This is a genomic window from Desulfobulbus alkaliphilus (assembly GCF_016918545.1).
Lineage (GTDB): Bacteria > Desulfobacterota > Desulfobulbia > Desulfobulbales > Desulfobulbaceae > Desulfobulbus > Desulfobulbus alkaliphilus.
The window spans coordinates 71,439-84,151 of the sequence record NZ_JAFFQC010000013.1 but is presented as its reverse complement, the minus strand read 5'-3'; the positions used below and the strand labels follow the sequence as shown (position 1 = coordinate 84,151).

Annotated in this window: 14 protein-coding genes; 3 read left to right on the top strand and 11 right to left on the bottom strand. The window is 51.9% G+C overall.

The annotated features are described in order from the left end of the window. Positions 1–22: 22 nt before the first annotated feature. The 11 genes from rplI to JWG43_RS08770 all read right to left on the bottom strand — a co-directional run bounded on the left by rplI (position 23) and on the right by JWG43_RS08770 (position 10,308). On the bottom strand, positions 23–484 hold the full coding sequence (gene rplI, locus JWG43_RS08820; protein ID WP_205242549.1) for a 50S ribosomal protein L9: 462 nt from the start codon (positions 482–484) through the stop codon (positions 23–25). Between the two features lie 131 nt (positions 485–615). Next, positions 616–1,578: a DUF2232 domain-containing protein gene (locus JWG43_RS08815; RefSeq protein ID WP_205242548.1), complete on the bottom strand. Its 963-nt coding sequence runs from the start codon at positions 1,576–1,578 to the stop codon at positions 616–618. Positions 1,579–1,592: 14 nt separating this feature from the next. After that, the gene (rpsR, locus tag JWG43_RS08810; protein WP_205242547.1) at positions 1,593–1,832 is read right to left on the bottom strand and encodes a 30S ribosomal protein S18; all 240 of its coding nucleotides are present in this window, start codon (positions 1,830–1,832) and stop codon (positions 1,593–1,595) included. Positions 1,833–1,873: 41 nt separating this feature from the next. Next, a complete protein-coding gene (gene rpsF, locus JWG43_RS08805; RefSeq protein WP_205242546.1) occupies positions 1,874–2,320 on the bottom strand; it encodes a 30S ribosomal protein S6 in 447 nt (148 codons plus the stop codon). 262 nt (positions 2,321–2,582) lie between these two features. Then, positions 2,583–3,005: a MazG nucleotide pyrophosphohydrolase domain-containing protein gene (locus JWG43_RS08800; RefSeq protein WP_205242545.1), complete on the bottom strand. Its 423-nt coding sequence runs from the start codon at positions 3,003–3,005 to the stop codon at positions 2,583–2,585. A gap of 5 nt (positions 3,006–3,010) precedes the next feature. Further along, entirely contained in the window at positions 3,011–3,580 is a 570-nt protein-coding gene (locus tag JWG43_RS08795; RefSeq protein WP_205242544.1) for a response regulator, read from the bottom strand. A gap of 53 nt (positions 3,581–3,633) precedes the next feature. Continuing rightward, the gene (locus JWG43_RS08790) at positions 3,634–4,470 is read right to left on the bottom strand and encodes a CheR family methyltransferase (protein ID WP_205242543.1); all 837 of its coding nucleotides are present in this window, start codon (positions 4,468–4,470) and stop codon (positions 3,634–3,636) included. A gap of 25 nt (positions 4,471–4,495) precedes the next feature. Beyond that, the gene (locus JWG43_RS08785; RefSeq protein WP_205242542.1) at positions 4,496–5,635 is read right to left on the bottom strand and encodes a protein-glutamate methylesterase/protein-glutamine glutaminase; all 1,140 of its coding nucleotides are present in this window, start codon (positions 5,633–5,635) and stop codon (positions 4,496–4,498) included. Positions 5,636–5,727: 92 nt separating this feature from the next. Continuing rightward, positions 5,728–6,177, bottom strand: a complete 450-nt coding sequence (locus tag JWG43_RS08780) for a chemotaxis protein CheW (protein WP_205242541.1) — start codon at positions 6,175–6,177, stop codon at positions 5,728–5,730. 264 nt (positions 6,178–6,441) lie between these two features. Next, positions 6,442–9,354, bottom strand: a complete 2,913-nt coding sequence (locus JWG43_RS08775) for a hybrid sensor histidine kinase/response regulator (RefSeq protein ID WP_205242540.1) — start codon at positions 9,352–9,354, stop codon at positions 6,442–6,444. Positions 9,355–9,867: 513 nt separating this feature from the next. Beyond that, complete coding sequence (locus JWG43_RS08770) at positions 9,868–10,308, bottom strand: FKBP-type peptidyl-prolyl cis-trans isomerase (protein WP_205242539.1); 441 nt, start codon at positions 10,306–10,308, stop codon at positions 9,868–9,870. A gap of 352 nt (positions 10,309–10,660) precedes the next feature. On the opposite strand from JWG43_RS08770, the gene hisI reads away from it, so the two are divergent. The 3 genes from hisI (at position 10,661) to yihA (ending at position 12,682) form a co-directional block, all read left to right on the top strand. Continuing rightward, complete coding sequence (gene hisI / locus JWG43_RS08765) at positions 10,661–11,047, top strand: phosphoribosyl-AMP cyclohydrolase (protein WP_205242538.1); 387 nt, start codon at positions 10,661–10,663, stop codon at positions 11,045–11,047. A 104-nt stretch (positions 11,048–11,151) separates the two neighbouring features. Further along, on the top strand, positions 11,152–12,027 hold the full coding sequence (gene hisG / locus JWG43_RS08760) for an ATP phosphoribosyltransferase (RefSeq protein ID WP_205242537.1): 876 nt from the start codon (positions 11,152–11,154) through the stop codon (positions 12,025–12,027). A gap of 52 nt (positions 12,028–12,079) precedes the next feature. Then, positions 12,080–12,682, top strand: coding sequence for a ribosome biogenesis GTP-binding protein YihA/YsxC (yihA, locus tag JWG43_RS08755; RefSeq protein ID WP_205242536.1), 603 nt, complete (start codon positions 12,080–12,082; stop codon positions 12,680–12,682). The last annotated feature ends 31 nt before the right edge of the window (positions 12,683–12,713 follow it).

Here is a 12,713-nt window from a genome sequence, read left to right as displayed (position 1 = left end):
GCTCCCGGCTGCCATCCTGCTGCTACTGGATCGGTGTCATATCTTCCGGGACAACCTGAACCAATATGGTGGCGGTGGTTTGATAACCGGTTTTGACGGCTACTTTGTATTCACCAATGGCCTTGATGGCGTCGGTCAGAACTATGGTCTTTCTGTCGACATCGGTACCAGCCTCCTGCAATGCGGCGGCGATGTCGGCGGATGTGACCGAGCCGAACAATCTGTTTTCATCCCCAACGCGTTTGGCAATGGTGACGACCTTGTCATGCAGTTTCGCTGCCAGTTTTTCGGCTTGTTTTTTCTGTTCCGCCAACCTGGAGGCTATGAGCTGTTTCTCCCGTTCGAGATTGGCGAGAGATGCCTTGCTGACCTGGACGGCTTTTTGTTTCGGGATGAGAAAATTTCGCGCGTATCCCGGCCTGACTTTGACAACATCGCCTTCCTGGCCAAGGGTTTCGATTGTTTCTTTTAATATGATGTCCATTGAAATATCCTTCTTTGTGTCTCTGGTGATTCTGTCAATTGCAGCCGATGAACGTATGCGAACGTGTTTCAGTATTCTGGGGCGGAATGTGCGATTTCGTCACTGTGTCCGTACCTGTCGCGTCCTGGTGTTCATGGTTCTTCCCTGGGGCGCCTGAAATTAAACCAGACGTCTGCAACGCCTACAAAGGCGAGGAGGAGTATCCCGTATGTTTGGATAACAAGGATAAAATAAAGAAGGATCCGCACATATACAGGAACCTTCCATCGTTCCATGAGGGCGATACATACCGCCAGGCCCTGAAAAAAATATAAAAGACCAGCGAGCATCAACACCCAGCTGCCGGCGAATTGCAGCAATCCACGACCCAGCAACATGACGGCACCGGCGATAATCGCCACCCAGAGGAGTTGATCAGGCAGTTTCCAGGTTGAATACTTTCCCCATGGCGGTGGAACATCACCCAGGCGGTGCGCCATGATGTTGCTGAAGGCCAGATTGATCCACACCGTCACCACCACGATGGAAGCAAGGACTCCCGGCAGAATTCTCGGGATGATCTCTCTGATGTCGTCGGTGAGCTGCTGCACTTGATGCAGTGTCTCGCCGGGCACTTCCGCCTCTCTCGATTCGTAGAGCTCAACGGTCTGGCGAAATCCCTGATCCAGGGAATCGAGCAGCTGCCGGTAGGGACTGATACCGGTGGCTGCACCGTAGACAGCCCAGAACAGTATCCATGTCAAGGCAAGAACAACAACTCCCTTGCCCCCACTTGTTGCTGCCGATTCTCCTGCATTTGCGCTTCTGAACAACGTGTATCCCAAGGGGATCAGGGTGAGCGAAAAGAGAAAAACCTCCAGCCGGCCGATCAGTAATGCACCCAATCCGGCAATCAGCAGGCTGACCCTCAACCGGGCGAACCCTGACTTGAATCCATTGGTAAACAACAGGTAGAAAACAGGGACGGCAAGCAGTCCGTTCGTCCAGCCAAAGAAGACTGGGCTCAAAGCCGGAACGAAAAAAAAAGCACTGAAAAGAAGCAACTGGCCGGGAGGGTACTCAGCGTGGTTCCATCCGGCCCCGGTAGGTAGCATGTTTTGTTTGAATGTTAAAACTGGGTCGGACCCATGTATGGCAGCAGCGCCAGTTGGCGTGAACGTTTGACAGCTTCTGTCAATTGTCGCTGATGCTTTGAACAGGTACCAAAAATCCGCCGGGGGATAATTTTGCCCCGCTCGGTCACCAAGCCTCTAAGGGTCCTCGGATCCTTGTAGTCAATACCCATTTCTTTATCGGTACAGAACCGACAGACCCGTCGCCTTGAGAAAACTTTTTTCGGTGGTGCCATGGTGTTACTCCTTATGTATGTCCAGTGATTCGTTCGTTGGCTTATTTGTCATCCGAATCGTCGTCCGTATCGTCATCCGTATCATCGTCCGAATCGTGCTCCAGATCATCAGTTTCCTCACCCGCGGCCCGGGCCGCTTCAAGGGCGGCAGCTTTTTCAGCTATCCTCTGTTTTTCGGCTTCGATGGATTCGGCCGTCATTGAATCGCCAAGTTTGATGGTCAGGAAGCGGAGAGCCCGGTCGTCGATTCTGAAGATACGCTCGATCTCCTTGACCACATCTCCGGTGGAAGCGTAGTTCATGTACACATAGTATCCTTGAACTTCCTTGTTGATCTCGTAGGCCAGACGTTTGATGCCCCAGCGGTCAAGGCTGATGATGACGCCACCGGCATCGGTGACGATGGCATTGGTGCGGTTAATGATTTCAGTGAATTGCTCTTCTCCTAAATTAGGGCGAAGAATGTAGGTAGTCTCGTAATGACGCATGTATCCTCCTCGTGGTCAAAGTGGCCCTCGCTTCTGTCCTGGTGGTGAGAGCGAGAAGGTAATTATCGGTGTTCATTCGCAAACGGTTGTGTTTCTCCGACTCTTAGTGGCACTGTCAGTTCTATCTTCAGGATATCAATTGGATATCTACTGTTCAATTTGCCAGCCCGCTTCGATTCAGAGCAAGATACCTCGTTTGAGAATTAACATTAATCAAACTTTTCTTTTTAGTCGAAAAAAAGGAAAATTGTCAAGGGAAAAGCTATTTGAGGGGGGCGCGGGTGTAGGGCTTTTTTTCTTGTGCTTTGATTTTTTCCCACTGGGATCGCAGTGTCTTTTCGTCGGTCACAGTGGCATCGGCAAAGACGTGGGGGTGGCGGCGGATCATTTTTGCGATGACCTCATCAAGGGCATCATCCGCGGAAAAAAGGTGCTGCTCCTCAAAGCAGGCGGCCAGCATAATGAGAATAAAGAAGACATCACCAATCTCTTCACGAATGTGTTCCGGATGGCCGATGTCAATAGCTTCTGCCAGTTCCCGGCATTCCTCCAGCAGATATTTCTTCAGGGAAATCGGCGTCTGTTGGCGATCCCAGGGACAGCCATGATCACCACGCAGGTCGGAGACAAGCTGCTGTAATCGTGTCAACGCATCGATATTTTTGTTCTTTTGTTCTGTTGTCAAAACAATCACCTGGGTTCAAGTATTTTCAGCGCCCTTTCAATACGCGCCTCTGCATTCTGGCTGAAATCGGTGAGAATTTCTTCCATTTCATCTATTTTTATCAATAGGTTACTGTTAATCATCTCCAATTCCTGAATAGTCTGGGCAGCAGAGTTTTCAGTGACCTGTATTGCTTCTCTGAGATCGTCAGCGCTTTTCTGCAATGATTTGATTTCCCGGATCTTATCCAAGCGGAGGAATAGTTCGTCGAAATGAATCGGTTTTTCAAGATAATCCACAGCCCCTTTTTTCATGGCGTCCACAGCCGTGTCGATGGAAGAGTGAGCCGTAATGACAATCACCTCGATATCAAGACTGATTTCTTTGGCTCTTTTGAGCAATGCAATACCATCAATACCTCCGGGCATGACCAGGTCGGTGATCAGGATGTCAAAAGGCATGGCATCAAGAAGCCGGGCCGCTTCGCTGCCGTCAGGGGCCAGGGTAACCTGGTAGCCTTCCTGACGTAAACGCTTTGCAAATAATTTCCGGATAATCGGGTCGTCATCGGTAACCAGAATCCTCATTGTCTTCATAAGTGTACCATTGGGATGAGTCAATTGATGCAAACGGTATAGTATTTTTTCTATTATTTCAGCTGATAAAAGATGGAACGAAGGTGTCTTTTAGGTATAAAACGGGGACAGATTCCCGTCAAGGATTCGGTGGACCCGATGAGCAGATAGCCGTCCGGTTCGAGGATATCGGCAATTTTGTTGAACAGTTTTTTTCTGTCTTCCTGGGAAAAATAAATGGCGACATTTCTGCACAGAACAATGTCGAATTTTCCCAGACCGGTAAAAGGCAGCATCAGGTTGAGTTTCCGGAAATTGACCATGGAGCGGATCTGGTCATTGATTTTCCAGCTCTGGCCGGTTAACGAGAAGTATTTTTGCAATTTATCACGGGCCAGGCCGCGTTCTATTTCGAATTTGTTGTACTTGCCGCTACTGGCCTGCGCAATGGCCGTATCCGAAATATCAGTGCCGAGCAGCTTGACATTGTACCTGGACAGATCTCCGAGGAGTTCCTTGAGGACAATAGCGACCGAATAAAGTTCCTGACCCGTGGAACTGGCGGCACTCCATACCTTGAGCGGGGTTTTCATGGACGGTACTTTGGGGGTCCGGGCATCAATCAGTTCTGGTAAAATCTTGTGCTGCAACAGTTGGAATGGGTTGGTATCACGAAAAAAGAGGGTTTCGTTGGTAGAGATAGCGTCAATAATTTTTCTTTCAATGGTTCTGCTGGCATCTGCCTTGGCTTTTGTGTAGAAATCCTGATAACTACGGCAGCCCTCTGCTTCAGCAATGGCATTCAACCTGGTTTCCAGGAGGTATTTTTTGCTCTCATCAAGGAATATCCCTGAAATTTCATGAATATACCTTGTGATGAGTCTGGTTTCGTCAGGAGAAATTTTCAACATGGAATCCGTCGGTTGATGGAAAAAGCTATTTAACCGTTTTGACAACTTCGCCGGCGATTTTGCTCAAAGTGACCACTACATCGGTCAAGCCGAGTTCAGCTGGTGTCTTTGGCATCCCGTAAACAACGCAGCTTGATTCATCCTGGCCGATGATCACAGCGCCTTTTTCCTTGAGAACCTGCAAACCTTTGGTACCGTCCGAGCCCATTCCGGTCATGATTACCGCCGTGGCTCGACCGACATAGTAATCAGCAACAGAACGAAACAGATAGTCAGCCGATGGTCTGCAGGAATTTTCTGGAGGATCATCGGTGATTCTGATCAGCCGGTTGGTTCCGTCGGTTGAGGCGACCAGTTTCATCTGCTTGCCCCCCGGGGCGATATATACGACATCTGCCAGTATGGGCTCCCCGTCCCTGGCCTCCTTGACCGTCAAAGCGCATTTTACGTTCAGGCTGTTCGCCAGTGATCTGGTAAAAACAGGCGGCATGTGCTGGACAATGAGGATGGGCACACCCAGATTTCCCGGCAGCATGGGCATCATTTTCGCCAGGGCGTTTGGTCCGCCGGTGGAAATGCCGATGGCGATAATCTCTGACTTGCCCTGTCGCCGCATGTCCTTGGCAAATGGCCGCGGCCGGGCGGATCCACCTGCTCCATGCTGCCGGGCTGCTGGCAGCGAGGTCGAAGGGGTGGGGTGGGGCGTTGGCGTTCTGGCTTTGTGTACGGCCTGCATGGCGCCCACGGCTGTTCGGCCGGACTGGAAAGCTTTGATCAGGGGGGCCAGCAACAGACGGAGCTGTTGTTTGCTGTCGGCAATATTGGTACTGCTGGGTTTGAGAATAAAGTCATAGGCGCCCAGTTCCAAGGCCCGCATGGTCATGTCTCCTCCCTCGCTGGTGAGGGTGGAGACCATGATGGCCGACACCTGAGGCGCGTGCTGCTGGAGGTATTGGAGTACTTCAATGCCATTCATCACCGGCATTTCGATATCCAGGGTCAGCAGATCCGGCTTGAGTGTCTCGATTTTGGCAACAGCGATTTTGCCATTATGGGCGACACCCACCACTTCAATCCCCGGCATTTCCGCAAGGATGTCGCTGACCGCTTTTCGGTAGACGATGGTGTCATCCACCACCAGAACTCGTATCTTCTTTCCCAGCATCAGTTGATTCTTTTCATGTGAGCAGTTGAAGAGTGAAAACAGTGAGGGCAGTTGAGTTTTAAACGTTCATCCGTTCCCCGACTCGGAACATCCTAATCGATGCGCAGGACTTCCTTGACATCAAGAATGCCGATCAATTTGTTTTCTGTTTTATACACACCGGTGAAGAATGCCCCCTGAATACCGTTCATGTTGGCAGGGGCTGGTTCGATTTTACCTGGGTCGGCCATAACCACGTCACTGATTTTGGAGACCATGAGGCCGACATGCTCGCCTGGAGCGTTGATGATGATATTGCGGGATTCACCGCTGAGTTCCGCGGCGCCGAGGCCAAGTTTCTGGCCCAGATCAATGATGGTGACGATCTGACCCCGGAGGTTGAGGATGCCCAGCATATAGTCCGGAGCCTGCGGCACTTTGGTCATTTCCATCAGTTTGTTGATTTCCTGAACTTTAAGGATATCCATGCCGCAAAGGGCGTTGCCGACATAAAACGTAGCGAGTTCAATGATATTTTTGGTCAGATTTTTCGGTTCAGCCATTATGCAACCCCGTTAAGCAGAATAATTCTTGATAGAGGCCAAAATCAGTCAGACCCTGAAGGAAGACACCAGCTCTTTGTACTGATGCGCCATGGGGTGATGAAGTTGTGGCGGAAGATACTGGTTTGGCAAGGGCCAGGGAGAGTCCGTCCGTCCGCACGCCATCTTGATTGCCCGTAACCGTCGGATAAAGTGTCCATTAATCGAACAGTCACAGACGATAAAGCTGACGCACGGACGAACGCTCACGGGTCCAGGTCATTTTCATGCAGCTACAGCAGATTTTGTATGTCGGTGCACACTTTCCATCAGGCGCTCCTTGTCAAGTTTGATATGATATTCATCGACCCCGACAGCCTTGCCCCGGGCGATATCTTCCTCGCCTGCCAGGGTTGTGAGTGCGATGACCGGAAGATGGTGGAAGCGTTTGTCATTCTTAATTCTTTCCGTCAATTCAAATCCATCCATGTTGGGCATCTCGATATCCGTGACCACCAGGTTGATGGTTTCTCCCTGTTCTTCAAGAATCCGCCAGGCGACCCTGCCATCCTCACCCTCGAGGATATTGAATCCGGCCTCCTCCATATAACCTTTCACCTGATTGCGGAAAAAGTTGGAATCTTCGACAATGAGGATGGTGGGGGCGATGTCATCACCGGTATCGATACCGCTATAGGCCGCGTGGTCTTCAAACCATTGCGGGTTGGAAACCTTAACAATCTCGAAGATGTTGACCAGCATGGTTGTTTTTGCGGCGATGATGGTCGAGCCCATGATACCGGTCTGTTTCAGGGTGACGTCGTCGATTTCGGCTGAGATTTCAATGGCATCAATGGGGCCGGTGGCCAGCAGGCCAATATCCTTGCCGGCAAGGTGAAAGACAATGACCAGCAGGTCATCACGATCGGCAAGAGGCAAAACCGAGGCAACCTCATCGATGCTGATCAGCGGCAGACTGCCGCCCCGGTACTGCATGACCCGGCGTCCGCCGATCTCCTCGATGTCGGTTCGTTTGATTTTTTCTACCCGTTCGACCTGATTGAGAGGCACCCCGAACTGTTCGGAGGGAGAACTAGAAAAGGTAAGCAGGGCCTGCTTGTCACGGGCCTTGGTGAGCGCCTCTTTGGCGGCCTCGGCCAGTTCGCCGGCTCGTTCCGAACCGTCCAGCGAGGTCAGGCCGGCCATGCGGGCAATATTGCTGACATCCAGAATCAAGGCAATGCGTCCGTCACCCATGATCGTTGCGCCGGCGTAGCCCTGGCATTGCTGCAGGTGGCGACCCAGAGGTTTGATAACAATCTCCTCCGAGTCATGCAGCCGGTCGACGATAATGCCATATTTCATGGCGCCGGTGGAAACAACGACTATGTTGAGAGCGCTGGAGGGACTCTGGCGTCGCTCCTGTTCCTTTCGCGGTTGTTTTTGGTCACTCTCTTCCCTTGCTTCCAGCGAGTTGGTCTTTTCTTGTGCCGAGGGGTCTCTGAAAAGAGGTGTTGATTTTGAGCGCCGGTCGGCGATGTTACGGCGGCGATCCGGATAGGTTTCTTCGTTGACAGGATCGAAATAGGTCGGCTCGATATCAAAGACGTCCGCCATTCGGATAAGGGGCAGCAGGTTGCCGCGTAAACGAACCACTTCCGCATCACCAACCCGTTCCACCCGTTCCTTGACCTTGGCGGCGGGAATACGCAGAAGTTCCTCCAGGTTCACCTGGGGGATGGCATATCGCTCACCCCCGGTCATGACAATCTGACAGGGAATGATCGCCAGGGTCAGGGGCAGCTTGATGCTGATGGTTGAGCCTTTTCCGACCTCGGAATCGATTTCAATGGAGCCCCCCAGTTGATCGAGATTGGTTTTAACCACATCCATACCCACGCCCCGTCCGGAAACGTCGGTCACTTTTTTGGCGGTGGAAAACCCGGGAAGAAGTATCAGGTTGATCCGTTCCTTTTCGGACATGACCTTAGCCTGATCCGAGCTGATCAGCCCTTTTTTCACCGCGGCCTCCGCCAGCATGTCGCCGTCCAGCCCCTTGCCATCGTCGCTGATTTCGATAACAACCTGACCGGCGGCATGATAGGCCTTGAGCACGATGAGTCCACAGGCATCCTTGCCTTTCCTGGTCCGGTCCTGAGGGGACTCGATGCCGTGATCAACAGAGTTGCGCACCAAATGGGTCAAGGGGTCATTAATGGCCTCAATGATGGTTTTATCCAGTTCGACATCCTTACCGACAATGGTCAGGTCGATCTGTTTTCCCAGTTTTTTGGAAAGATCGCGCACGACCCGGGGGAATTTATTGAACACATTGCCAATAGGCTGCATGCGGGTGAGCATGATGGCTTCCTGCAGTTCGGAGGTCACCAGATCAATGCGCTGGCCAACGGCCTCGGCATTGCGGACATCTCCGGATGTAATGGTCTGCAGGAGTTGATTACGGGACAGGACCAGCTCGCCAGCCAGGTTCATCAGTTGATCCAGCAGACTGACGGTGACCCGGATAGTGGTGTCGGTTTTCTGTGATGAAGAGGAACGGCGGGTCTTGGGTGTGCCACCTGTTTCTGATGGTAGTGCGTTGACAAGGTCATCATCTTCACTGTAGGAATCTTCCGATTCTTCAGCTAAATGTTCCTCCTCTCTCACGGCAGATTCGACCCTGATTTCAGGTTCTACTGGATTTGCAGATTCTGCTGTTGCATCAACTGAGATCTTTGCAGTTTCAAATGGATCGTCCGGAGCCGGGATATCGGTGTTTGTGGCTCGCATGGAGGCTGAAGCAGGAGCTTCGCCTCCTTCAAAGATACTGTTGAGAGCGATGGTGTGGCTGGAGATATCAATAGTGTTGCTGGTGCTGATATTTTCGATCAACCGTTGCAGCTCATCGGCGGCGAGAAGCAATACATTGATGATTTCGGGGGTGGGGACGAGCTTGCCGGCTCGAATGAGGCCCAGGACATTTTCTGATGCGTGGGCGAGATCCTGAATAACACTCAGGCCCATGAATCCCGCGCCACCTTTTATGGAGTGGGCGGCGCGAAATACTTTGTTCACCAGTTCGACATCGATATCCGTACCTGCTTCTTCAATGGCGAGAAGGTCGTTTTCGATACCCGCCAGATGTTCAAGTGATTCCTCTACAAATCCCTGTACTATTTCATCATCTTCAAAAGACATGGATGGTTCTCCTCAGGTAGGTTGGTGGTGAGCACTGGCAGAAGCCCAGCCGGATTATTACCAATCCTGCTGAGCGGGCAACGCCGAGACCTTGCCATTCAAGTTTTATAAATATTGTACGTGGCTCAAAGCGAATGTACAGATTTTTTTCGATGAGCGTTGCGTTGTTATCCGGTCGGCAAAACGAGCTGAAAACGATCAGAATCATTCCCGCTTTCACCTGGAGGCGGGAAGGTCACCTCCTAGAAAGTTTCCGCGGGATAGATCAAGTGGGGGAGGGCTGCTCCCATCTCTCTGCGCCTGCAGTTGCGAGCATGCAGGAATGTGGGGTGTCTGTGCTTGTTTATGGGGAAATCTGGGTGACGGGATGGGTGAGGCAGCCGTGCACGCGTGCATCAGTCCTCCATTCAAGGATGAAGCACTGATGCACCATGACCGTTTGCAGGATCAGCAGTTTTATTGCTGTTCCTGGTATAGGTGTACGTAATCGTTTACTGACAGTTGGGTTGGCGGTTATCGGGCGATAGCATGAAGTTTGACGGTGTAGGAGATGGTTTTTCCAGCAAGGGGATGGTTGTAATCAAGAGTGACGTTGGTTTTGTCAACAGCGAGGACCGTGACAGGAACCTGCCGTTGGACGCCGTCTATTTCAATGGTTCTTGCGAGGATCATGCCGGGTTTGGGTTCAATCCGGTCACCGAAACTGGTCAGGGAGACCTCGTGGACCAGGGATTCATGGTGGGGACCGTAGGCGTCCTCCGGGAGTATGTGTACTGTTTTGCTCTGGCCGGGCTTCATGCCCATCAGTGAAGCTTCGACTGCTTTCAGGATGCACCCCTGGCCGATGGTCAGGGTGATCGGCTGTTCTTCGGGGACGCTCTCCACCATCTCTCCCGAAGGAAGGGTGGCAGTATAACTGATGGAGACGGTATCAAGAAGTTGAACGGGGTTCATGAAAATATATCCTTTTATATTTCTTGCAAGATTCTTGCTTCTGTGTCGAGCAAGAATACTCATTTCGGGCTTGTTTGGCAAGAGTGGGGAGTATTCGTGGAGCTTGACAAAGCTGTGGCAACGGCATAAAAGAGTAATTTTTTGGAACGGGTCGAGAACGACTGCTTCGGGAAGATAATCGCTGGTGCGCATCCGGCGAACGGTGTAAGCCCTTGTAGAGGTGCATTGCGCCCATAGCCTGTTTTTTCTCCCCTGCGTTTTGCCCCGTCCCGGTTTTTTTGCCTCCCGGCTGTTCTCGTTTTGTGGTCGTGGGGGCTTTTTTCTTGATCAATGAAGCATGAAGAAACTTCCCATGATTGAACTTGCATTCCATAAAAATCCGGACGGTCTGCTGCCCGTCATTGCCCAGGACGCGGTGAGCGGTGCAGTGCTTATGCTCGCCTATATTAACCGGCTCGCCTGGAAGAAGACCCTGGAAACGGGCCAGGCCCATTACTGGAGTCGATCCAGGAATTCTCTGTGGTTGAAAGGGGAAACCTCGGGTCATGTGCAGCTGATCCGGGAAATCCTTGTCGACTGCGATGAGGATACGGTGGTATTCAAAGTGGAGCAACTTGGCGGCGCGGCCTGCCACACCGGCTACAACAGCTGTTTTTTTCGCAAGGTGAGTGGCGGTGAACTTGTTCTTGTCGAGGGAGAGCGGGTGTTTGATCCGGAAGTGGTGTACCATCGCAAGTAGATTCAGGTATATATTACTGTAATAAGGATACATTTGCCGGCGCCACAAAGAATCAGGGGAAAAACATCCTTTTCTGGATGGGTCCTAATAACTGGGTGTTTACTATGGATACAATATTGAAGTTGGGTGTTCCCAAGGGAAGCCTGGAGAATGCCACTATTGCACTGTTCCAGAAATCAGGCTGGCGAATCAAGCTGTCCTCACGGAATTATTTTCCCGAGGTTGACGATCCGGAGCTGTCCTGCTCTATTTGTCGGCCGCAGGAGATGTCGCGCTATATCGAATCCGGCATGCTTGATGCCGGGATAACAGGCAAGGACTGGACTCTGGAAAACAATTCAGACGTTGAGGTGGTAGCCGACCTGGTCTATTCCAAAGTCAGCAACAGGCCGACCCGCTGGGTGATCGCTGTGCCTGGAGATTCGGACATCACCCGAATCGAGCAACTGGAAGGGAAAAAAATCGCCACTGAACTGGTTAATGTCACCCGACGGTTTTTTTCTCAGCGGGGCATCAAGGTTGATATCAGTTTTTCCTGGGGCGCGACCGAGGCCAAAGCGGTCTCCGGTCTTGCTGATGCCATTGTTGAGGTGACGGAAACCGAAGCAACCATTCGTGCCCACGGGTTGCGGGTGATTCACGAGTTGATGCAGTCCAACACCCAGCTCATTGCCAGCAAGGAAGCCCTGGCCGACCCCTGGAAACGGGATAAAATCGAGACAATAGCCATGCTGTTGCAAGGCGCTTTGCGGGCTGACCGGATTGTTGGCCTGAAAATGAACGTGCCCAGGGAGAAGCTGGACCTGGTGATAGATATGCTGCCCAGCCTCAATGCGCCAACCGTGGCTCAACTGTACAAGCAGGAGTGGTTTTCAGTGGAAACAGTTATCTCTGAACACCAAGTGCGTGATCTGGTTCCTAAGCTGAAAAAGAGCGGCGCGGAAGGGATCATTGAATATACCTTGAACAAAGTCATCTGACCGGCGCAATGCAGAACCGGCGCGTGCAGAGCAGGAGAAGAGAGGATCGAGCGTGAATTTCAGAAAGGTGCAGTTTCTCCTCTCCGCCTACAACATAGGTCAGCTTCCGTCCCCTGACCATCCGGATATCGCCTTTGCCGGTCGATCCAATGTCGGCAAGTCGAGTCTCATCAACCGACTGGTGGATCGGACCAGTCTGGTCAAAACCAGTTCCAAGCCGGGCAAAACCCAAAGCCTGAATTATTTTCTCGTTGATGAGCGCCTCTACCTGGTGGATCTGCCCGGTTATGGTTTTGCCCGGGTATCCAGGCAGATCAGGCAGAGCTGGCAGGGGTTGATCAGCGAATATGTTGCCACCAGGGCGACCCTGGCCTGCGTGGTGGTCATCATCGACCTGCGGCACGAACTCAAAGCCTTGGATCGGGAGTTGATAGACTGGCTCCGGCACCTTGGCACAACTTTTCTTCCCGTGTACACCAAAGCGGATAAACTGACCCGCAACGCACAGCGAAAAAATGCGGCGGCATTGGATGCCGGCCTGACGATCAGCGCCGAGGAGCGGATCCTTTTTTCTGCCACGACCGGTCAGGGGTGCGACGAGTTACGGCAACGCCTGACCACTCTGGTGGGCGATCAAGCGACCCTTGATCCTTGAACGTTCGTTCCTGTGTCAGCTTTGTCGTTGG